Annotated in this window: 17 protein-coding genes; all 17 read left to right on the top strand. The window is 59.2% G+C overall.

Annotated features, from left to right (window positions below):
- The first annotated feature begins 5 nt into the window (after positions 1-5).
- The 17 genes from tagH to SIC19_RS11710 all read left to right on the top strand — a co-directional run bounded on the left by tagH (position 6) and on the right by SIC19_RS11710 (position 23,436).
- Positions 6-1,340, top strand: a complete 1,335-nt coding sequence (gene tagH, locus SIC19_RS11630) for a type VI secretion system-associated FHA domain protein TagH (protein ID WP_075195791.1) — start codon at positions 6-8, stop codon at positions 1,338-1,340.
- Positions 1,337-1,870 (top strand): type VI secretion system lipoprotein TssJ, encoded by a 534-nt coding sequence (gene tssJ, locus SIC19_RS11635; RefSeq protein WP_036211239.1) that lies wholly within the window; start codon positions 1,337-1,339, stop codon positions 1,868-1,870. Before tagH ends, tssJ begins: the two co-directional genes overlap by 4 nt.
- Positions 1,870-3,204, top strand: a complete 1,335-nt coding sequence (gene tssK, locus SIC19_RS11640; protein WP_075195790.1) for a type VI secretion system baseplate subunit TssK — start codon at positions 1,870-1,872, stop codon at positions 3,202-3,204. The genes tssJ and tssK overlap by 1 nt, the downstream gene beginning before the upstream one ends.
- Before the next feature lie 3 nt (positions 3,205-3,207).
- Complete coding sequence (gene icmH, locus SIC19_RS11645) at positions 3,208-4,035, top strand: type IVB secretion system protein IcmH/DotU (RefSeq protein ID WP_036211235.1); 828 nt, start codon at positions 3,208-3,210, stop codon at positions 4,033-4,035.
- A 10-nt stretch (positions 4,036-4,045) separates the two neighbouring features.
- Positions 4,046-6,688, top strand: coding sequence for a type VI secretion system ATPase TssH (gene tssH / locus SIC19_RS11650; protein WP_412535518.1), 2,643 nt, complete (start codon positions 4,046-4,048; stop codon positions 6,686-6,688).
- 250 nt (positions 6,689-6,938) lie between these two features.
- A complete protein-coding gene (locus SIC19_RS11655) occupies positions 6,939-8,504 on the top strand; it encodes a sigma-54 interaction domain-containing protein (RefSeq protein ID WP_412535610.1) in 1,566 nt (521 codons plus the stop codon).
- Positions 8,501-9,154, top strand: a complete 654-nt coding sequence (gene vasI / locus SIC19_RS11660; RefSeq protein ID WP_083637221.1) for a type VI secretion system-associated protein VasI — start codon at positions 8,501-8,503, stop codon at positions 9,152-9,154. The genes SIC19_RS11655 and vasI overlap by 4 nt, the downstream gene beginning before the upstream one ends.
- A 50-nt stretch (positions 9,155-9,204) precedes the next feature.
- A complete protein-coding gene (tssA, locus tag SIC19_RS11665; protein WP_036211224.1) occupies positions 9,205-10,641 on the top strand; it encodes a type VI secretion system protein TssA in 1,437 nt (478 codons plus the stop codon).
- Positions 10,642-10,675: 34 nt separating this feature from the next.
- A complete protein-coding gene (gene tssM / locus SIC19_RS11670; protein WP_083637220.1) occupies positions 10,676-14,260 on the top strand; it encodes a type VI secretion system membrane subunit TssM in 3,585 nt (1,194 codons plus the stop codon).
- An 81-nt stretch (positions 14,261-14,341) separates the two neighbouring features.
- Positions 14,342-16,423 (top strand): type VI secretion system Vgr family protein, encoded by a 2,082-nt coding sequence (locus SIC19_RS11675; protein WP_151983041.1) that lies wholly within the window; start codon positions 14,342-14,344, stop codon positions 16,421-16,423.
- A complete protein-coding gene (locus tag SIC19_RS11680; protein WP_075195609.1) occupies positions 16,423-17,289 on the top strand; it encodes a DUF4123 domain-containing protein in 867 nt (288 codons plus the stop codon). Before SIC19_RS11675 ends, SIC19_RS11680 begins: the two co-directional genes overlap by 1 nt.
- A complete protein-coding gene (locus SIC19_RS11685) occupies positions 17,282-20,149 on the top strand; it encodes a toxin VasX (RefSeq protein WP_075195610.1) in 2,868 nt (955 codons plus the stop codon). The genes SIC19_RS11680 and SIC19_RS11685 overlap by 8 nt, the downstream gene beginning before the upstream one ends.
- Positions 20,124-20,996 carry a hypothetical protein gene (locus SIC19_RS11690; protein WP_075195611.1) on the top strand — a complete coding sequence of 291 codons (873 nt, stop codon included), beginning with the start codon at positions 20,124-20,126 and terminating at the stop codon, positions 20,994-20,996. The genes SIC19_RS11685 and SIC19_RS11690 overlap by 26 nt, the downstream gene beginning before the upstream one ends.
- 117 nt (positions 20,997-21,113) lie before the next feature.
- On the top strand, positions 21,114-21,560 hold the full coding sequence (locus tag SIC19_RS11695) for a DUF4124 domain-containing protein (RefSeq protein ID WP_075195612.1): 447 nt from the start codon (positions 21,114-21,116) through the stop codon (positions 21,558-21,560).
- Positions 21,548-22,396: a DNA ligase gene (locus SIC19_RS11700; protein ID WP_075195613.1), complete on the top strand. Its 849-nt coding sequence runs from the start codon at positions 21,548-21,550 to the stop codon at positions 22,394-22,396. The genes SIC19_RS11695 and SIC19_RS11700 overlap by 13 nt, the downstream gene beginning before the upstream one ends.
- 204 nt (positions 22,397-22,600) lie before the next feature.
- Entirely contained in the window at positions 22,601-22,924 is a 324-nt protein-coding gene (locus SIC19_RS11705; protein WP_036211199.1) for a DUF883 family protein, read from the top strand.
- Positions 22,925-22,926: 2 nt separating this feature from the next.
- Positions 22,927-23,436 (top strand): hypothetical protein, encoded by a 510-nt coding sequence (locus SIC19_RS11710; RefSeq protein ID WP_075195614.1) that lies wholly within the window; start codon positions 22,927-22,929, stop codon positions 23,434-23,436.
- Positions 23,437-23,461: the final 25 nt, after the last annotated feature.

A 23,461-nucleotide genomic window follows, 5' to 3' on the forward strand; every position in this document is an offset into this window, starting at 1 on the left:
CGGATATGGAACATCAACCAACCCATAACCTGAAACTGGTGGTCAGTAATCCCACCCAGGTTGCCAGCGGCCTGGCCCGGGAACACGTGTTCGGGATCAGCGGCGGCTCAATCGGCAGTGCCGGCAGTGATACCTGGCAGCTGTCTTCACACCGCACCGGTGCTGTTGGCGGCCATGCAGAAGTTCGGTTTATGGACGGCGTGTTCTGCCTCATTGACCGCAGCGGCCGCACCTATATCAACAGCGGCACCCAGCCAGTCGGCCGGGGCCGCCGGGCACGCCTGAAGAGTGGTGACACCATCACCATTGGTCGCTATCAGCTCAAGGCAGAGGTGCTTAGCGGCCAGCGCCAGGATGGCAACCTGCCGGAGGAAGCGGAGGACGCCACTCTGGTCAATGTCGATGAGGGCGAGCTGATGCGCGCCGAGGAGCGTGAACTGGAAACCGTTGGGGATGAACCGCTGCACGGTTTGCAGCCGGCGCCGGGTGAAACCTTCAGCGACGATCCCCTGCAGGCCTGGTCAGACCCCCGTGGCGAAAGCCAGCACGCTGATGTGGCCGAAAGCCGTGACCGGGAGTCCCTGCTGGCGGACAAGCCAGAGTGGTACGCCAGCGAGGGCGCTATAACCGACGAGTATCGCGAGAACCGTGACGTAGCCATGGGCTTGCCCATGCGAAAAGGAGAGGGTGACAGGATGTCAGAGACCACCAAGCCGGCCCGCCGCCGGGAGACCAGTGATCAGAGCCGCCAACACATCAGCGGTGCGCCGCTGTTGCGCGGCATGGATACCGATCTGGGCTTCGCCGACAGCGACGAAATGCGCCTGTTCCTGGAAGAGGCCGGGCAGACCCTGAAAGCCACCGTGGAAGGCCTGCTGGCCCTGCATCAGGGTGAGGACAGCCGCCATCAGGCTCTGCGCACCCGCTTGCAGCCCATTGAGGACAACCCGCTACGCCTGGGCGAAGACTACAACGAGACCGTGCAGACCCTGTTCGCCAGCCAGCGCAGTCCGGTTCATCTGTCCGCACCGGCGGCGGTCAGTGAGAGCCTGCAAAGCCTTCACCATCATCAGCTCGCTACCCAGACCGCTATTCGCGAGGGGCTGGATGCCATTCTCCACGCTTTCTCACCGGAGGCATTGCTGCGCCGGTTCCATGGTTATCGCCGGGGCCTGAAAACCGACGAAGATGAAAGTAACTGGGCATGGGAGATGTACCAACACTATTACCGGGAACTGAGTTCCAGTCGTCAGCAGGGTTTTGAGCGCCTTTTTCAGGAGGTGTTTGAACAGGCTTACGATCAACAACTGCGTCAATTACAGAGGGAGAACCTGTCGTGAAGTACTGCAAATGGAGTTTGCTGGTCGCCATTCTCGTTTTGGTGGGGTGTAGCACCCCCTACAACGCTGTTACCAAGACCGCCAAGGTGATGTGGGATCCGGACATCCCTGTGGGTTACCCGGATGAGCTGCCAAGCCGCGTGGACCTGACCATGTTGGCGGAGCCGGACGTGAACCCCAACGAATCCCTGGCGCCGACACCCATCGCCTTCCAGATCATCCAGATGCGGGACAGCTCGCGCCTGATGGCGGCAGATTTCGACCAGTTGCTGGGCGAACTGGAGCCGTCCCTGGGTCGCAACTATGTGGACCACAGCGATTACACCCTGGTGCCAGGGCAGTTCAAGTTCATTGAGCCGTTCGAAATCGCCGAGGATACGCGCTTTATCGGTGTGATCGCCTTCTACGCTTATCCCAACCTGTCTCAGTGGAAGAAGGTGGTGAAGGTGGATCCCATCGGTGGTCGTTACCACCTGCTGGTCAATCTGCGCGAGCGTGAAGTCAAACTCAGAAGGTCGGATGAGTCCTGATGTCTGCAACGAATCGAGTCGTCTGGAGTGATGGGCTGTTCATCAAGCCCCAGCACTTCCAGCAGCAACAACGTTACCTGGAACACCAGATCAACGAACGAGCCCTGGCGATTTCTGATTACCTGTACGGTTTCAGCGATCTGGAGCTGAACGCCGAATACCTGAGCTTTGGCCGGGTAGGCCTGGTACGGGCCAGCGGCCTGTTTCCGGACGGCACCCGTTTCTGCCTGCCCCAGGACGACGTGATGCCGGAACCCCTGGAGATCACTGATGCCTCCGTGGCCAACCAGGTGGTGTATCTGGCCCTGCCGCTGGGCAGCGAGAGCCTGGCGGAAGTGGAATGGCCGGAAGCCGCCATCGCTGGCCGTTTCCGGGCCCAGAGCGAGGAAGTCCGGGACCTGCATTCCATTGACGGAGACTCCCACACCATCGACGTGGCCCGGGTGGCCCCGAAACTGATGCTGGAACGGGACGATCGCAGTGCCTACGCGGCCCTGGCCATTGGCCGGATCCTGGAAAAGCGCCCGGACGGCAGCCTGGTGATGGACCCGAACTTCATCCCCACCATGCTCAGTGTGCGGGCAGCGCCCCGGCTTCAGCGTTTCGTCGGGGAAATGGCCGGGCTGATGCGCGAGCGGGCCAAGAACATTGCCGAGCGCGTGGGTGCCCCGGGGCAGGGTGGTGTCGCGGACGTGGCGGATTTCATGCTGTTGCAGATGCTTAATCGCGCTCATCCCCGTTTCCTGCATCTGGCGCGTTTGCGTCAGTTGCATCCGGAGCGGCTCTACGAGGCTTTGCTGGAGCTGTGCGGCGAACTGGTGACCTTTACCGATGAAAACCGCCTGCCCCAGGAATACACCGCGTACGATCACGACCTGCCGGAGGATTCCTTCACCCCGCTGATGCAGGTACTGAGGCAATCACTGAGCACGGTGCTGGAGCCGCGCGCGCTGGCTATCCAGCTGCAGCAACGCCAGTACGGCCTCACGGTGGCGCCGGTCCAGGATGCACAGTTGATCGGCCAGGCCGAGTTCATCCTGGCAGTGAAGGCGGACATGCCGCTGGACGATCTGCGCAAGCAGTTCACCCAGCAGTGCAAGGTGGCGTCGGTGGAGAAAATCCGCGATCTCATCAGCTTGCAATTGCCGGGGATTCCGCTGTCGGCCCTGCCGGTGGCGCCCCGTCAGTTGCCGTATCACGCCGGGTTCGTGTACTTCCGGTTGGACGACCAGAGCCAGGCCTGGCAGATGCTCGACAACGCCAGCGGCTTTGCGTTCCATGTGGCCGGCAGTTTCCCGGGAATGGAAATGCAGTTCTGGGCAATCAGGAGCTAAATCATGGCAGATGCACCGGTGATGGATTCACCCAATGGCAACACGGAAGCAGGTGGCAGTGCGTTTGATGACCTGATGTTCGCGGACAGTAACCGCGATGGTCGCGTGGGCGATCAGGGCTTCGGTAATGACCAGTTCCAGCTGCGGGGCCTGGAGGATAACCGGCTGATTGATGCCGCGACGCCCCTGCTGGGGCTGGTAATCCGGGTGCGTCGGCTGGCGGATTTCCACGGTGTGGAAAACCTGTACCAGCAGGTGGTCGACGAAGTGGCCGCCATTGATCGGGAACTGGTGGAGCAGGGCTACGAGCGGCCGACGGTGGTGGCCTATCGCTACGTACTCTGCGCCTTTATTGACGAAGCCGTGCTGGGCACCGACTGGGGTGCCCACAGCGTGTGGTCCCAGCATTCGTTGCTGTCCCGTTTCCACAACGAAACCTGGGGTGGCGAGAAGGTGTTCGCCATCACCGCCCGCATGGAGCAGGAACCGGAACGTTACCGCGACATGCTGGAGTTCATCTATCTGTGCCTGTGCCTGGGATTCGAGGGCCGCTACAAGGTAATGACCAACGGCCGGGACGAATACGAACAGATTATTCGTGGGCTGTATGAACAGATTCGCGGGTTGCGTCGCGACGAGGAACCGCAGCCCCTGACCCGCGCACTGGACAACGTAACCCCGGCTCGCAACCGGCTACGGACAGGCCTGCCCCTCTGGGGCATTGGCGGACTGTTTGTGGCGGCCATGGCCGGGGTATACACGCTTTACAACATAGCGCTGAACGAACGCATCAGGGATGTGCTCAGCGTACTGGAACAACTCCCGAAATAAGGAGATCACTGTGATTCGGGTAGAACTGCCGGCGCTGATTGGGCGCCTCAACGAGATTTGTCGCCAGGGAATGGAAAGCTCGGCGGCCCTGTGCATCAGCCGTCAGGGTGCGGAAATCACTCCGGCCCACCTGCTGTTCAAGCTGCTGGAAACACCGTTTACGGACGTGCGCCAGATTCTGGAAAGCACCGGTATTGACCACCACACCCTACAGCCGGTGGTGGGGGACAGCCTGAACGGCGAGCCTCAGTCCGCCGAGCCGTACCCGTCGTTCTCGCCGCTGTTGATCGAGCTGCTGCAGGACGCTTGGCTGATTGCCTCCACTGAACTGGGCCACACCGACCTGCGCTCCGGTGCCATCATGCTGGCACTGCTGATGAACGCAGACCGTTACCTGATGCCCCAGGTCAGTCAGCGTCTGAAAGACATCAACCGCGAACAGCTGCGCCGCCAGTTCGATTCCATGACCCGCGGGTCGGTCGAACAGCCTCGCGCTGAGGATGGCCCCAGTGCCGCCAATCAGGCGCAGGTGGACATGGACCCGCTCAAGCGCTACGCCACCGACTTCACCAAACTGGCCCGGGACAAGAAACTGGACCCAGTGGTGTGCCGAGACACCGAAATCGATCAGATGATCGACATTCTCTGCCGTCGTCGCAAGAACAACCCCATTGTTGTCGGCGATGCCGGCGTGGGCAAAAGCGCCGTTGTTGAAGGCCTGGCCCTGCGTATCGTCAGTGGCGATGTGCCGGAGCGCCTGACGGGCGTGGAACTGTGGACTCTGGACATGGGGGCACTGCAGGCCGGTGCGTCGGTGAAAGGCGAGTTCGAAAAACGCCTGAAAGGCGTGATTGAAGCGGTGAAAAGCTCCGCGACGCCCATCATTCTGTTTATCGACGAAGCCCACACCCTCATCGGTGCCGGCAACAGCGAAGGCGGCTCCGACGCCGCCAACCTGCTCAAACCGGCCCTGGCCCGTGGCGAGCTGCGCACCATCGCGGCCACCACCTGGCGCGAGTACAAGAAATACTTTGAGAAAGACCCGGCCCTGAGCCGCCGCTTCCAGCCCGTCGCGCTGGATGAGCCAACCCCGGCTCAAGCGGTCCACATCCTCCGTGGCTTGCGCACTGTCTACGAAAAGGCCCACCAGGTCCTGATCGCCGACAGCGCCCTGAAAGCCGCTGCCGACATGTCAGCCCGCTACCTCGCTGGCCGTCAGCTCCCGGACAAGGCCATCGACGTGCTGGACACCGCTTGCGCCCGGGTCAGCCTCAACCTCAGCACGCCTCCGCGCCGTCTCAGCCACGTGCGGAGTGAACTGCACCAGTTGGGCATGGAGCAGGAACTGATGACCCGCGAACAGACACTTGGGCAGGCCATCGACCACCAGCGTGAACACGAACTGGTGGAGCGCCTGGAAACCCTGCGAGAGGAAGCGGAAGAACTGGAACAGCGCTGGAACGACCAGCGGGAACTGGTGGCGCGTCTCGTCGACATTCGCGAGCAACTGCTGAGCGAGAACACTGCCGAGACTGACGCGGACGTATCAGCGGAAGACGCCACGCCGGAAACCAACGAAGAGCGCCCTGACCTAAAAAGCGAAGCCGCCGCCATCGAGCAGGAACTGGAAGAGCTGCAGGCCGACGAACCTATGGTGCATGCCCGTGTCGATGCCCGCCAGGTGGCCGAAGTTATCGCCGACTGGACTGGCATTCCGGTCAACCGCATGACCGCCGACGAGCTGGAAAAAATCACCCGGTTGCCGGAATATCTGCAATCGCACATCAAAGGCCAGGACACCGCCATCGGCGCGCTGCACCAGCACCTTTTGACCGCACGTGCCGACCTGCGTCGCCCCGGCCGCCCCATGGGCGCCTTCCTGCTGGCCGGCCCCAGCGGTGTCGGTAAAACCGAAACCGTGGTGCAACTGGCCGAATTGCTCTACGGCGGCCGCCAGTTCCTCACCACCATCAATATGTCCGAGTACCAGGAGAAACACACCGTCTCCCGCCTGATCGGTTCACCACCGGGTTATGTGGGCTTCGGCGAAGGCGGCATCCTCACCGAAGCCATCCGCCAGAAGCCCTATTCGGTCGTGCTGCTCGACGAAGTCGAAAAAGCCCATCCGGAAGTCCTCAACCTGTTCTACCAGGCCTTCGACAAGGGTGAACTGGCCGACGGTGAAGGCCGCCTGATCGACTGCAAGAACGTTGTGTTCTTCCTCACCTCGAACCTGGGCTACCAGACCATCGTCAAACACGCGGACGAGCCCGAAAAAATCGAGGAAGCGCTCTACCCGGAACTGGCCAACTTCTTCAAACCGGCATTGCTGGCACGTATGGAAGTCGTGCCCTACCTACCGCTGGGTGAGGAAACCCTCAACCGCATCGTTGGCGACAAACTCGACCGCCTGGCCGCTCAGATCGGCGACCGGTACCACACCGACGTGGAACTGGAAGGCGGCCTGGTAGAAGCCATCCGCAGCCGCGCCACCCGCAGTGAAAACGGCGCGCGGATGCTGGAGTCGATTATTGAAGGTGAACTGCTGCCGCCGGTCTCGCTGGCGTTGCTGGAGAAACTGGCTGCCCGGGAGCCAGTCACCAAAGTGACGCTTGGTGTTGAAGACAACAAGTTCACAGGAACAGTCGCTTAACGTGCAGGCATCCTGAATGGTAGCGCTCCGTGGGGTTGAGCCTTCCAAAACCCTGCGGAGCCATGGATGGCGGAGCGGAGCCTACAGGGACGTATTCAAGGCGTGTTTTGGAAGGCTCAACCACACGGAGTGCGGGCGGCGAACGAGAGCGGAGCGTACAGGGATGTATTCACAGCGTGTTTTGGAAAGCCGAACCACAGGGTACGCGGTCGGCGAACAACCTACACAGGGAAGAAAAATAATGGGACGGATGCAGACGGAGTTGCACACCGGCATAGACCTGGCGGTTGAACTGCTCCGGCAGGACAGCCTGCCAACCCTGCTAAAAGTCGCCTCATGGCAACTCGAAAACACCTTCGGCCTCACCCGCTGCTGGTCACTGGAACTCGACCTCAGCGGCCGCACGCTCCATTGTGCAGCGCTGGGCGAGCAAGGCGAATTCGACTGCGGCGACTTCAGCCACCCCTTTGCCCACCTGCTGCAACAGGGCAAACCCAGGGAGTTGTCACGGGCCGCCAGCTACCGCCTGGATCATCCAGGGTTCCAGGCCCTGGTCGACGCCAGCAACCGGCCCCGCTCATTCTGGCTGGAACCCATCAAAGGCGAAGACGGCCGCACCCTCGGCATCCTCGTGCTGTGCAATGAAGAACCCGAATGGGACGGCATCACCGCCCAGCCACTGTACCGCGGTTTGTTAACCCTGCTGTCTCACCAATGGGTCAGCCAGCTCAAGACCAGCGACCAAGTCTGGCAGCGGCGCATGCTCAAGCGCTCCCTCGACCACCTCCACGACGCAGAAGCCGTACGCCAGCGCTGTGAAGAGTTGGCGACCACTCTGGTTGGCAACTCCAAAGGCATGACCGACCTTCGCGCCCAAATTGTCCGGGCCGCAGGCAGCCAGCTCTCGGTTCTGGTGCAGGGTGAAACCGGCTGCGGCAAGGATCTCGTAGCCCAGGGCATTCACCGGTTTTCGGATCGGGCCGAAGGGCCCTTGGTGGTGGTCAATTGCGCCGCCATCCCGGACTCGTTGCTGGAAAGCGAACTTTTTGGCCATACCAAGGGTGCGTTTTCCGGTGCCGACCGAGCCAAGGAAGGTCTGCTGGCGCAAGCGGATGGCGGCACCCTGTTCCTGGATGAGATCGGCGACATGCCCATGGCTCTGCAGTCCAAACTGTTGCGGGTGCTGGAAAGCCGACGCTTCCGCCCACTCGGAGCTCAGCAGGAACAACACTCTGATTTTCGACTGGTCGCGGCCACCCATCAGCCACTGAGTGACTGCATCGAAGAGGGCCGGTTCCGCCGCGACCTGTTCTACCGGCTCAGCCAGTTCCCGTTGCGGGTCAAGCCATTGCGGGAGCGCCCGGAAGATCTGGAGCCCCTGTGCCGGCATTTCATCCGTGAGTACACGGCCCGCGAGGGCGCCGGCCCACTGGGTATCAGCAGCCATGCCTTGGGCATGCTGGCGGCATATAACTTTCCCGGCAATGCCCGGGAACTGAGGAACATTGTTGAGTTTGCCTGCCTGCAAACCCCGGTGGGTGACGATATCCAGCCGGAAGTACTGCGCCTGGACGACCTGTTTCCGAGCCAGGAAACCTGTGTGGCCAGTGACCTTCAGGGAACTGTCGTACCGGGCATGCCCCAGGCGGATGAAGTGGACGACCTTCGGGCTGCGGCCCAGGCGTTCGAGGCAGCCATCATTCGTGAACGCCTGCGCCAGTACGGTGGCAACCGTGCCCAGGCAGCGGAAAGCCTGGGGCTGCCCAAGCGCACCCTGGCCCATAAATGTCTGAAGTATCAGGTGACAGAAGCGTGAACCCAAGTATTCGACGTAACAGCCTCCTTGCCATTGTGCTCTGTGCCCTTGGTACGACTATGTCTCTGGCCGCCAATGCGCAGGGCAATCCCCAGGTGGCGGAGGCCATGGCGTGTACCGAAGAGAGCCAGCGCCTGGAACGGTTGGCGTGTTTTGACGAGGTGTTTGGTACCCCGTTTTCAGTGGCGGTTGAAGACGCCATCGTTGGCAACCAGCCCGAGCGCTGGCGCCAGGCCTTTGCTCAGGAACAGCGCCGCCGCCCGGGTGACGGCCCGCTGTATCGCAATACTTCGGAGCTGGCAGGACATCTGCTGACGCTCAGTGCCCTTGGGGTCAAACCGCCGAGGCCGCTGCTGGCGGTGCAGTGTCACAACAACATCACCGAACTGACGTTGATGATGCCGGAGGCAGTGAAAGAGGAACGGGTCACCGTCGATTTTGGCCAGGGCCGTCAGATCTGGCGGGTCCGGGACGACGGTTTCGTGATCAGTGGTGGTCGGGGGCTGCCCGCCATCCGAACCGTGCGAAACATGGCGGCCGCGTCCGGAGTGACTGTGGCGTCGTCCAGTGGCGTCGTCGACGGGTTGATGTTCGACCTGACCGGGTTTCGGGAAACCCTTGAGCCACTGCGGGAAGCGTGTGGCTGGTAGTGATCTTTATCAAGAATGTGTAGTGCCATTTGCAAAGACAGGGATTGGACATGCAGGCAGTAGAGCAGCATCCATACGTTGAACAGGTGTTGAATAGGCTTTCCGGTGAGAGCGCCACGGGTGAAAACCTGATGGACGACCCCACCATGGAATACCTTGAGAACGAAATCATGAAAGTGGGCTCGCTGGCCCACACCGGTGTTGAATGGGGCAAGGTGGAGAGTGAATCGCTTCGCTTGCTGTCAGACACCAGTAAAGATCTCAAGGTGCTGGGATTTCTTCTGCTGTGCCTGCAGCGTGGCGGCAACGGTGAACGGTTTGCGCTGTCGCTGTACCTGTTGCACCGGGTACTGGACAGTTGGTGGCACGATGCCTGGCCTTATCCGGGCGACAAGGGCAAACGCGCCCGCAAAATGCTGATGACCCAGATTCTGCAACGAGCCCTCAAGGAAGTGTCGGCACTGAGCTTCGACGGCGGCGTGGGCGATGGCCGGGAATTCTGCCTGACCACGCTCGCCAAGCTGCTGGAACAGGCGAGTGCACTGGAGCTGCCGGATGACGGCCTGGTCGACTTGCGTCGGGCCGTGGAAAAACTGCCATCGCCTTCCGATACGCCCAGGCCGTCGGAAGCCACCGATAATACCGAAACCACGGGTACGTCATCGGCCGGCTCCTCTTCGCCGCAAGCCAGCAGCACCTCTTCCGCGTCTCTGGGCAGCCTGACCCTGGACCCTGCCAATGAGCGGGCCACCCGCCAGAGCCTGCTTAAAGTGGCGGATATGCTGACCGAAACCACGCCCGCCGATGCATTGGGCTATCAGCTCCGCCGTTACGCCATCTGGCAGACCATTACTTCGGTTCCACCAGCACGCGACGGCATCAAGAGCGATCTGGCGGCGGTCAGCGCCGACAGGGTGGCTGACTATCGCGAGAGCCTGTCCAAATCCCCGGATCTGGCACTTTGGCAACGCATTGAGCAAAGCCTGTCGGTCAGTCCGTTCTGGCTGGAGGGCCACTGGTTAAGCGCACAAGTGGCGTCTTCGTTGGGGCATGAGACCTGTGCCGAAGCTATCCGCACGGCGGTCAAAGCCTTCGTTGAGCGGTTGCCAGAGTTGGCGGACATGACCTTTAACGACGGCACGCCTTTTCTGCCCAAAGCGGTAGCCGACTGGATGCTCAGCGGCCCGGCGAAAGGTGGCGCCGCAGGCGGCGCGAGTGCATGGGAACAGGCTTACGAGGATGCCCGGGCAGTGATGGATCAGAAGGGTCTGGCGCCGGCCATGAAGCTGCTGGAAGAAGGCCTGGATTCCGCCCGCGAGCCCCGTGACCGATTCTACTGGCGGCTGATGAGCAGCCAGTTGATGAAAGACAGCGGTATGAAAAGCCTGGCGAAACAACAGGTGCAGGATCTGCGTGAGCAGACCCGTGGGATGAATCTTGAAGACTGGGAGCCCGGCCTGGTGGCCAGGCTGGACAGACTCGCATAACAACTGACGGATCAAATTGACAGGAATGGACACCATGTGGAGACAAGCCCTACTCATTGGACGACGGATACTGCCCTTTGTGCGCAGTGCGGCGCCGATTACCCTGGCGCTGGGTGTGGTGGTACTGCTGGCCGCAACCTGGTGGTTGGGCCCGCGCCTGGAAATCGGCGGTGAATACCCGTTGGCAGCCTGGCAGATGCGTGCCCTGGTGACGCTGGTGGTGGTACTGCTGGTGGCCATGGTCTGGGGCATGATGCTGGCGCGCAAGCTGCGTAAAGTGAACGTCGCCAAGGCGGAAGAGCAGAAGGAAGAGGAAGATCCCATCCTGCCGCTGGAACGGCGTCAGCAGCGCCTGCTTGATCGCCGCCTGACGGAACTCAAGAGCAACCTGCCGGGCCGAAAGGGTGTCTATCGTTTGCCCTGGTACCTGGTGATGGGCCTGGAAGACGCTGGTAAAACCAGCCTCATCCAGCGCTCAGGGCAGACATACACCCTCACCAACGTCACCCGCAATCCTCGCACCGAGCGTAACCCTTTCGGTTTTGAATGGTGGGTGGGCGACAACGGTGTACTGATTGACCCGGACGGCGAACTGCTGAGCCAGAATGACGGTGAAGGCGCCAGTAGCGAAATTCAGCAGCGGCTGTGGACCCACTTCATCACCTGGCTGGAAAAGAACCGCCCCCAGCGCCCCTTGAATGGCATTGTGCTGGCGGTTGATCTTGCCCGTCTGAGCACTGGCAATGAACAGCAGCGCCAGGCCCAGGCCATCCTGCTCCGTACCCGGCTGCGGGAACTGATGGAGCAGTTGGGCTCCCAGTTGCCGGTGTACATCAGCTTTACCAAAATGGACCTGCTCTACGGGTTTGCGCCATTTGCCCGCACACTCTCCAAAGCCGAGCGTGAGCAGCCCCTGGGCTTTACCTTCCAGTTGGACGGCCAACTGGATGCCGACGACTGGCTGGGCGAATTTGACCAAAGCTTCAGCAAACTCGCGGAGCAACTCGGTGAGCGGCTTCCGGACGTGCTGTCTGCCACAAGGGATGCTGAAGAGCGTGCCGCTGCTTATTCCTTTACCCGTCAGTTGGCCGGCCTGAAGCCAGTGCTTGAGCAGTTCCTGGCAGACCTGCTTTCTGCGGATGCCTTTTCAACGCCGGCCCTGGTGCGAGGCACCTACTTCACCTCCGTGGTTCAGGAAGGCGTGCCGGAAGATGCGTTTGTCTCAGCCGCTGCCGCGAATTATGGGCTTGCCAGCCCGATACAGCCGGCTCAGCGTGGTGGGCAGTCCTCAAGCCTGTTCACCGAAAAGCTGTTTCCCAACATTATCTATCGCGAAGCGGGCCTGGCTGGTGACAACCAGAAAGTGGTTGGTAGTCGGCGTCGCCGCATTGCTGTCGCGGCCGTCGTGGCCGTTGCCGCCGGCCTGGGTATGACCGCCGGATGGCAGCACTACTTTATCGAAAATGCCCAGGCCGCTACCGCGGTGGAGGAGCGGGTACGCAGTTTTATCGATAACTGGCGCCCCATCGGCTACGAACCTGATACCACTGGCCGCAATTTGCTGGAGCCTCTGGACCAGCTGCGGGAAGCCACCCTGGCGTTTGGTGATTACCGGGCGGAACCGGCTGTCGTGGCGGATATGGGCCTGTATAAAGGCCACAAGGTTGGTCCGGAAGTGGAAGAATCCTACCTGGACATGCTGGCCTACCAGTTCATGCCCGCGCTGATGCTGGGCGTGATGGAAGAGATGAGCGATGCCCCGGACACCAGCTCTGAGCGCCTCGACCACTTGCGTGTATTGCGGATGCTCTACGATGCCAGTGGCCGCCGCCGGGACATTGTTCACAGCTACATGAGCGATTATTGGCAACGCGCCTACCCGGCGCAGCGGGATCTGCAACAACGGCTGCTCAGCCACCTGGACTATGCGATGCTGCACACGGACCTGAACCAGAGGGTGGAAGCGGGTGACAAGACCGCGGACATGGCCCTGGCCCCCTTCCGCAGCAGTGTTCAATGGGCTCAGCACGAGCTCGGCCGCATTGCGACTCCGGACCGGGTTTATCGGGATCTGGAGAAAGAAGCGGAGCAGAACTTCCGCTCACCGCTGGATCTGGCCCGGGAGTCCGGACCGGCCTTCAGCACCGTGTTCGTACGCCTGGATGAGTTCGGCGAACCTCTTGATGAGGAGAACACCGAACAGGAAGATCCGGTGGTGATTCCATCACTGTTGACCCGTGAGGGCCTGGATTCCTGGTTCCTGCGCAAATCCGGCTCGGTGACGGAACTGGCTCTGGTTGATGCCTGGGTATTGGGCCGTCGGGACGATGTGAACTTCAGCAAGGCGGATGAAGCGCGGCTGCAGGCGCAACTGCAATCCCTGTACGCGGAAAACTACGTGGCGAGCTGGCGTCGGGCGCTGAGCCGGCTGGACATCCAGAGCTTCAGCGACCTTAACCATGGTGTGCGTATTCTGGAAAGCCTGACCAGCGGTCACGAGCCGTTGAATCAGTTGCTGGCGCAGGTTACCGCCAATACCCGATTGATTCCCGGTGGTAGTGAAGAAGCCGAAGCGGCCCGCAAAGTGATGGAGCAGTCCGCCCACTTCCAAATGGTTCAGGAAATTGAACGACAGTTCACCGACCTGAACGCATTGATCGACAAACGGGGTGACAACCCCAGCGATATGGAACAGGTGATGGACGTGGTTCAGAACCTGCACACCTATCTGCGTGGCATCCAGGAAGCACCGGATCGTGGCAAGGCTGCGCTTTCCGCCGCCCGTGCCCGGATGGGCCTGCAAGGCGCGGACCCGATCTTCACCCTGCAACGGGTAGCCTCAAATCAGCCGGCACCGCTGGACCGTATGCTTGAGAAGCTGGCATCGGAAAGCTGGCGCGTGGTGCTGGATCAGGCTGTGGCGCAGCTGGAACGCCAGTGGTACCAGGAAGTCTACCAGCCGTTCCAGCAGAGTCTGGCCAGGCATTACCCGTTCAATCCGGGCGCCGGCCGCGACGCCGCACTGCAAGATTTCGAGCGCTTCTTTGCGCCGGACGGTGTGCTGGACCAGTTTTACAACGACAATCTGAAGCTGTTTCTGGAAGACCATCCGGAACACATTGCCGGTTCCAAGCGCGCCAGCCTGGTTCGTCGTGATGTGCTGGCCTCGCTGGAGAAGGCTGAGAATATCCGCCGTGCCTTCTTCACGCGAAGCGGCTCATTGGATGTCGAGTTTGCACTGGAGCCGTTGCACCTGTCTTCCAACAAGCGCCGCAGCGTGATGAACGTGGACGGGCAACTGGTCGAATTCAGCCACGGCCCCAGCCAGAGCATTCCGCTGGTGTGGCCCAATACACTGAGGGATTCGGTTGAGAGCCGGGTGACCCTGGTGCCCACGGAAGTGAACCGCTCGCCACGCAGTATTTCGGAAAACGGCCCCTGGGCGTTGTTTCGCCTGCTGGACGAAGCCGACATCACCGGCGTGAGCAGCAGTGCCGTGGATGTGCGGTTTGCGTTGGACGATGGCGAGATGCGTTATCGCCTGCATGCGGGCAGTAATACCAACCCGTTCACACAGCAGTTGCTGGCGGGGTACCAGATACCACGCAGTCTGTATTAGACTATGCACCAGAGCCAATACGGAAACAGGACGTTTTCCGTATTGGCGGTTCAGGATTTTACTGCTTCAAGGATCGAAGACATGCCCCAGGCAACCGGACTGCAGTTCACGGCCACCCTTGGCCAACTCCCCAAAGACCTGTTCGTGGTCGCCCGTTTCGAGCTGACCGAGTACCTTTCCAGGCTTTGCTACTGCAAGCTGGAACTGGCCAGTACCTCCCCCGACATCGCCCCCGAAGACGTGCTGGAACAGCCCGTGGAACTGGTGATGTGGCAGGACGGTGTACCGCTGCGGCGCTTTACCGGCGTGGTCAACGAATTCGTCCGGGGCGACTCCGGCCACCGCCGCACCCGTTACGACGTCATCGTTCAGCCACCCCTGTGGCGCCTCGACCTGATGCACAACAGCCGCATCTTCCAGACCCAGGCCACCGACGCCATCGTGCGCACCCTGCTGGAAGAGCGGGGCCTTATCGATACCGTGTTTGATTTGAAACGCACCCCCGAAGAACGGGAATACTGCGTCCAGCACCGGGAAAGCGACCTGGCCTTTGTCGAGCGCTTGGCCGCCGAAGAAGGCTGGCACTACCGTTATTACCACGGCGATGTGGAAGGCAACGACCAACCTGCCCTCATCATCGCCGACCACCACGGCGACGCCCCCCGGCTCGAGCCGGTGGAATACAACGCCAAGGCTGGCGGCAGCACCCGCCAGAGTACCGTCTTCCAGTTCCGCTACCGGGAACGGGTGAAAGCCGCCTCCGTGGCCATGAAGGACTACACCTTCAAGAATCCCGCCTACGCCCTGATGCACGAACATCAGGCCGACAAACTGGACGGCCAGCGGGAAGACTACCAGCACTACGACTACCCCGGCCGCTTCAAGCAGGACGCCAGTGGCCAGCCCTTTACCGAAAGCCGTCTCGATGCCCTCAGGAACGACGCCGCCATCGCCGATGGCCAGAGCAACCGCCCCGACTTCACCGTAGGTGCCAAAGTCGAACTCACCGACCACGACAACCCACGCCTGAACCGGGAATGGCTGTTCACCAGCATCACCCACACCGGAGAACAACCCCAGGCCCTGGAAGAGGATGGCAACAACGGCGCCACCACCTACCACAACGCCTTCAACGCCATCCCCGTGGACCGCACCTGGCGGCCCCAGGTCGAGCATCGCCCGTTGATGGACGGCCCCCAGGTTGCCATTGTCACCGGCCCCAAAGGCGAAGAGATCCACTGCGACGAACACGGACGCGTCAAAGTCCGATTCCCGTGGGACCGTTACAGTAAAAACGACGAACACAGCAGCGCCTGGCTCAGAGTCAGCCAAGGCTGGGCCGGTGGCCAGTATGGCTTCATGGCGCTGCCGAGAATCGGCAACGAAGTCATCGTCAGCTTCCTGGACGGCGACCCGGACCAGCCGATCATTACCGGAAGAACCTACCACGCCACCAACACCCCGCCGTACGCGCTGCCGGAGCACAAGACCAGAACCACTCTCAAGACCCAGACCCACAAGGGTGAGGGCAGCAACGAACTGCGATTCGAGGATGAAGCGGACAAGGAACAGATCTACGTCCACGCCCAGAAAGACCTGGACCTGCTGACGGAAAACAACCGCACCGAAGTCATCAAAAATGACAGCCACCTGACCGTGGACCGCCATCGCAAGGCCCACATCAAGGGCAATGACCACGCCACCGTGGACGGTGAGAAACGGGAACAAACCGGCAAGGACCACAGCTTCAACGTCACCGGCACCCTGCACCTGAAAGCCGGCACCGCCTGGCTCAGCGACTCCGGTACCGAACTGCACATCAAGGCCGGCCAGAAAGCCGTCATCGAAGCGGGTGCGGAAATCACCCTCAAGGCCGGCGGCAGTTTCGTAAAGATCGATCCCAGCGGTGTCGCCATGGGCGGCGCCGCCATCAAGCTGAATGCCGGTGGATCGCCGGGTAAGGGCAGTGGGCAGAAGGTTCAGGTGCCGGAAATGCCGGGGTTGGTGGAGAAGAATGGTGGGGCTGTTGCGGCTGAAGAACTGCTGGAGACACCCCAAAGACCGATGGCCAAGCCCGACCAGATACGCGCCATCAAAAATGCCGCGAACCAGGGTAAGGGTATCTGCCAGGTTTGCTCGCCAGAATCGCAAGGGGCGGTCTGATGGGTAAGCTGGCTGAATTTCCCGATAAGGGCAGAACGTTCATTCTTGTCGACGGTGCAAAAGTGAATGATTTGTCCCAGATTATTTATCGTGAACTAGAAACACCTCATTGCGATGCGCTCTACAGGGAAACTGAGCTTGCTGACCTTTTGGAAATTTCACCATGGCTGGTTGAAACGGGAATAGACAGCTCTCTGGCACTTAGATGTTTCGAAGAGTGGAAGTCTCAGGGTGTAGCGATCGCAATGCAGTCTGACTGCAATTTTGAAGGGGTCATGGACCATTTGCGTGGATTGCTTATGGCCAGGTTGGTGACGGGGGATGACGTTGTGTTCCGATTCTATGATCCTGAAATCGCGCGGCATCTGTTGAAGCTGGATTCATCAGGTGAAGATGTGAGGCGATTGATGGGGCCTTGTAGCCTGTTCGCCATTCAGGATCGTCGCACGGGTGAGTGGGAGTTCTTTCACAATGACCAACCCAATAGTGAGCAACAGGCTGAGATGTTCAGCATTCGTGAGGAACACCAGGTTGCGATGGAGAGAGCAGCGGAAGAGACGGCCCTCAGGAAGCTCGAGCTTCACGTTGCAAACTACTTTCCCCATTTGCTTCAGAAAACGAATGCAGATGGGCAGGATTGGGGGGCAGTCTCTGCGCTAGTCGACGGAGCAAAAGCGCGGGGATTGTACAGTACCCGCGGTATCGCCCTGTATATCAACACAATCGGCTGGCTTGGGCACCATGCATTCGAAGGCAGTGAAGTACAGACTCTGTGGAAAGAGAATTCCGCAGTACCAGGCAAAGCCATAGCGCGAATTGCAGAATTCGCCGAGAAAAAGTCTACGGAGGGACTGGTCCATGGGTAGTGCTAACAGCTCAGCGTTTTTACAGGGTGCTGATGACATCGACTCAGCGGCACAGATGTGCCCTCTCAAGCTCAAAACCGTTGCATTGTATCCGGTGCGCTGGGCGATCAGTCAGGAAGAGGTTACTTTGCCCCCCAACTTCCGCCCACCTTCCGTGGCGCTTGGAACCACTCATTACTGTGTTCGAAAACTGACACCCGGTTGGGTCTACATGTTCTCCGAAGTTTTCGGAACGCTACATGAGTACCGGGTCAATGAGCAGGGCCTGATAACCGAAGTACAGCCCGGTGTGAACTCTGTACTGCTTCCAGATGTCGATGCTGAACGTGCTTTGCCCGCTATACATCACCCGGCTGGAGGAAAGGTGCTCCTGAAATTCGTGCAGCATCGATGGACTGTGCGTTTGCAGGAACTTGTACGAACAGATGCACAGGTCCGCGACGAGCATATGCAGCCGTTTGACTTGAGCGGGCTTCCGGAAAAGCGTGAAGGTGCAAATATCAGTGAAACCGAAGCCATAAACGGAGTGGTTGAAGATTTTCGGCCAGAACCAATGGATTTCGAGTGGAGCCTGACGGATTTCGCCCAAGGAATCAGCGAGTCGGATTTGCAGGGGCAGTGCAAGAAAGAAACTGAGTTTTCGTACTGCGTTGCCCTTAACGATGAAATCGGTATCACCTCCGAGCTGGGCCAACTGCATGCGCTTCATGTAAATCTGATTACGAATTACGCGGAGGAGAATGCATATGCCTACTCCACCTCCCAGATGGTGGATGCGCTCATCGCCCGTGAGGCCAGCAAGAAGGAAACGGAAGAAGAGCGGGATGAGAATGCAGAAGAACTGAAAGAACGCATTCGTTCCGCTGACAAGGATGCGTTCGTAGAGGGTTACCATAAGAGAATTGAGGAATACGACCAAGCACGTGGTCGTGTATTCGATGACTGGAAGAGATGGGTTGACTCCGACCATTTGGCCCGGAAACTGGAGTTCAACGACTGCTACTGTGCGGAAGGGTTCGAAGCGGTTGAGCAGGAACTGGCAGATATACTGGATGGCTATGTCAGTGCCGAAAAGGGTAAGGAAGACGCCGAAGAGTGGTTGGCTGCAGACGAAGGCGAAGCCGGTACGGTCGGAAACATGCTCAGTACCGTGCTGTTCCTGGCATCTGCCACCAACGGTATTGCCCAGAAACTGAAAGACCTTCCCGGTTTTGATTATGGTCGCCTGAAGATCGTCGACAGTATCTTCGACATGCCGGCACATGTGCGAGTGAGCACTGCCACTGATGTTCTGATGCTGGAATTTGCCGCCCCCGCCGCAAAGATGGGAACCTGGGCGAAAGACCCTCAGACTTGGCCGCAGTGGAAAAAATGGACCAAGGCCGTCCAGAAACGCTATGGCATAGATGTTCATCGACAGGGAATCACCCTGAATACCGCGACGGACCTGCTCACGGCGGTCCACCGCAAATCACTGGAAGCTGCTGGCCATAACCTGTCTGAACTGACAATGACGCCGCTGGCTGCCGGCATGGCGGATGCCAGGATCAGGAATTACCTGCGTGGCACCATGATCGACGTGTTCCACCTGACCCCGGATTTCAAGGACAACCCCTTTGGCTGGCTTCATACCCGATTGGACCCGGTGGTTGAAAGCATTAAACAGAACCGGGGCAAGTTCATTGGAGCCGTGACCTTCTTCCACGCGATTAATGTGGCAAGCCTGTTCTCCGGCCTGGATAAGACCCAGCAGGATGTAATGCTGGGCGACCGATCCGTCATCGACCGGTGGGGGTATTTTGTATCTGGCCTGTGGAGCATCGGCGAAGGTGTGGTTAACCTCAGCGGGTTGCTGATCAAGGAGGAGTACGCGAAAGCCCTCGGGGCAAACTTGTCGGCCGCTGGGGCGAGGGTGTCGGTGGCTCTAAGTATCTTAAAGGATGTGAAGATTTTGTCTGTTGCTGCTAAGGGCTTCGTGACAATCACCACAAAGACCCTTCCCTATGTCGGTGTTTTACTGTCGATAGGTCTGGAAGGAAGGCGGGGTCTCAAGGCCTTGGACACAGGCCATCACGCAATGGTGGCTCTGTCCGGGGTCCAGATTGGGCTGAGCATCGGTATCACTTCTCTGGCTTCGCTGGCTGTGGCGGGTGCGTTTACCGGGGCAGGCGTGGCCGTTGTGCTAGTGGTGGGCGCGGTTCTGATCGCAGTCTCCTTCGTCATCAGCATGGTTCAGCTATACATCGCCCGGTCCAGGATTGAGGATTTCTTGTCATTGTCATTCTGGGGCAACGCGCCGACGTTGCGTTACTGGGATGATCAGTCCCGGCCATCAAGCGCGGAACTGCTGGAGTCAAGCAGGACCATCGCTTCTACGGACGAGGGCGGAGAAATCCGGGAATATTTTGAAGCGGAACTGGATGCGTTCTACTACATGTTGTTCTCGCCCATAGTGCGGATAACCGAGTACATGCCCAAGAATTGGGCTATATCCCGGCAGGGCGAACATAAGGTCCTGTCGGAATTTACGAGTTTCGCAGTGTATTTCCCGGGTTTTGTTGAGGGGACTTGCGCGGTTTCCATCAAGCTGTTCGAGGCGAACAGGAACTGGTTTTCTGACGACGATTCGAGCGATATCACCGACCTGTTTGATCGCAGGAGGACGATAGACCCCTCTCCCCAAGGGCTGATGTACGGGTTTACCCACTACAACCACGACGGGTGGGAACAGCTTGAACTGTTGATCGAGTACGAGAAGGATGGACGGAAAGTGACGGGTGAAAACGGGCTCCGTTTTATTCTGGACGGAAACGATGTGGAGGAATTGGGTGTCGATGAAAGACTCGCCTTTGAAGTGTGATTTTCCGGAAACGGACCTGGAGCAACAACTGGAAAAGAAGCTGTACCGCACCCATGGTGCGCGGCTTGCCAGTCCGCCGGCCCGTAAGGTGGCGGGGGTGTCCGATTCCTCGGAAGGAATGGATCAAGGCGTTGCTTTCATTAGTGAGCGGCTCATGGACATTAGGACGGCCTTCTTGTCTCTTCGAAGGGCCATGCCAGTCATCGTAAGTATGTTCATGATAATTGTTCTGGCGTTGGGTTGGATTGTTAGCTTGTTCTACTCAAAGGCGTTGCTTGGAGTATTGATCGCTTTTGGTCCTGTCTGGGTGGCCGTCTACCTGTTCGAAATCTTCTTTCCGTACACGCTGCCGGTCCGGATCGACCGGAAGGAGGGGTTCGTCTACATAGGACACCGCGGCACCTTCTACCGGATTCCCTGGGACGAGCTGGAAGTGACCTTTTCCTACAACTGGCAGTATCTGGGCTCTGGGGTAGTGTGGGAGCGGCAGTACTACGCCCACCTGTTCATGCGGGAAAAGCATTACTTTTGCGGGAAGCCCCCCAAGATGCCCCTACAGCGCAAGAAGATCTTTTCTGGGTTTAAGGAAGAGGATATGTATCGGAAATGGAATTTCATTGTCAGGTATTACGACGAGGGGGTTGTTGAAGAGGATGAGGAGAATCTCTACGGAGCAAATTATGACTCCTATAATCAGCACGTGGCTGGCCAAATGGGTCGTCGTATTTTCGGGCATGTATTATTTTTCTTCTTTATGCCGACCATAGTATGGTCGAAGTATACACCCTCAAAATACAAATGGCCGAAAGAGATTGAAGCAATATTTGGGAAGATTAACTACTACTGATTCTCCGCTATTTGCACAAGCTGACTTCGGCTTATGCGGATCGCAACCAAGATGAGCGGCCTGCCGGTCTTCCTGCTTGTAAGTTGTAACTATAGTCCCGTATACGGAGATTAAAAAATGAAGAAAGGACTCCTACTCCTCCTCTGCCTCCTAATTACCCCCATCACCCAGGCCGGTACCTACCGCTGGGTCGATGAAAACGGCCAGACCCACTTCGGGGACCGACCGCCGGTGAATGCAGCCTCTGATGAAGTAGAGCTAAAAGCCCCCGCACCGTCTTCGGATGCCGATGCCCGCGCGCGCAAGGAGCGGATGAATGAATTCCTCGAGCAAACCGAACAGGAGCGGGCTGAGCGCAATGAAGCGAAAGCCAAGCAGGAGGCGAAAGCGGCTAAGCATGAGGCTCTTTGTGAGTCCTTACGGGCACGGTTGAAGCATCTTAAGAGCGTTTCACGTATGTACCGGCTGAACAAGGAGGGCGAGCGGGTGTTTGTCGACGATGAGGAGAATGAGCGTATCCGCCAGGAGTTTCGTGCGAAGGTACAGAGTGAATGCGGCGCCTGATTCCGTTTTGGTTTGCTTTCGCCCTCTTTACCGCGTTCAACGCCTATGCAGAACCACCGGAACTGGCGCTGGCCGGTGTCTACGACGAAGGCGTTGCCCTCGATGATTATTGGGTAAGCGAGAAACTGGACGGTGTACGGGCCTATTGGGACGGTGAGCGGTTCTGGTCCCGGGGTGGCAACGAGTATCGGGCGCCTGACTGGTTTACTGAGGGCTTTCCCGATGTGCCCATGGACGGCGAACTCTGGATGGGGCGAGGCCGGTTTGCGGAGCTGTCCGGCGCGGTGCGCCGGCTGGAACCGGTCGATCCCAGTTGGCGCCAGATCCGGTTTATGGTGTTTGACCTTCCGGCGCTCGATCAGCCCTTTGCTGAACGTGTTGCGGCTATGGAAGCGTTGGTGCAGCCATCACCGTCGCCATTCCTGGCCATGGTCGTGCAACGTAAGGCCACGGATCATGAGCGTTTGATGTCGGCGCTGGACAAGGTGGTGTCCGAGGGCGGCGAGGGTTTGATGCTGCGTCGCGGCGGCAGCCTTCATTCAACTGGCCGTTCAGATGATCTGTTGAAGGTGAAGCGTTACGATGATGCCGAGGCGGTCGTGGTAGCGCATCTTGCCGGCAGCGGAAAATACGAAGGCATGCTTGGATCAGTTCTAGTAAGGCGGAATGATGGCCGCCAGTTCCACATTGGTACCGGATTCAGTGATGAGCAACGGGAAGATCCGCCGCCGGTTGGGGCTACCATTACCTATAAATATTACGGCTTCACGTCGACAGGCCTTCCCAGATTTGCCAGTTTTCTGCGGATTCGCAATGACGAACCCGAGGCGCCGTGATCCTGGGGCGCTCAATTACGAGGTCTTCATCTACCGCCCCATACCTTGTGCTACAGTGGTTTTAACCGTGGTCGTTCTATATCTTTCCATGGTTGCTGAATGCCAGCTCTGTCAGGGCAACCCTGATGCCGGTAGTCAGTGGACAATGTGAATCGTTACCGAAAGCCGAAATAGCAGTACGACATACTGATAAGGAGGCAACAAATGGAAGCGAAATCCAGTCAGAACGAGTACGAGCAGGTCAGGCAAGATTTGCAGCAACTTCGCGAAGATCTCTCCAAGCTCACCAAAGCCGTTGCTGATGGGCAAAAGAGCAATATCAGCAGCCTTCGTGATGAAATTCGCCGGGAAAGCCGTGAGGCCTTTGATCAGGTCCGGCAACGCGGTGATGAGGCCTTCAACCGTGCCCGGGATGCGAGCAGTAAAGCGGTGCACGATGTTGAGCACAAAATCGAGGAGCGGCCGTTCCTGAGTGTTGTGCTCATGTTCCTCGCAGGCTTGTTGGTTGGCCGGTTGCTGGACCGCTGATCATGCCCGATTCCGCCTGGTTACAGGGCGTCTTGCGCAAGGCAGTCGCGGCCATCATAGGTTTTATGCTGGCCTTTGTGTTGCTGGTCGCCCTGTTGATTACCGGTTTTTACATGCTCGTCAATGCCGCCATGCTGGCTTTATCGCCCGTGATGGGGGAGGCCGGCGCCATGGCGGTGACGGGCATGTCCTGCCTGTTGTTGCTGGCGTTGTTTTTCTATCGAATGACACGTCCGGCTACGTCCAAGAAAACCGCCAGTGCCGCCGGTGAGGGTGATGACCAGCCTTCCACGTCACCAATCGATGCCATCAGAGACCTTGTCCGCAACAATCCACTGGAAGCGGTGTTTGCGGCATTTACTCTTGGTGTGGTGGAGCAGGGTGATCCTCGCCTGAAGTCACTGCTGTTGCAGGGCGGCATGGTCCTGATGAAGGAAGCTGAGGCCGAGCAGGCCCGAGACAAAGACAAAACGGACTCACGGGAAAGTGGCACGGACGCGCCAGTCACATGATCGTCACCTGAGCGTAACCCCCCGC

Origin of the sequence: Marinobacter sp. MIT930201, assembly GCF_047122665.1 — a bacterium.
GTDB classification, from domain to species: Bacteria; Pseudomonadota; Gammaproteobacteria; order Pseudomonadales; family Oleiphilaceae; genus Marinobacter; species Marinobacter salarius.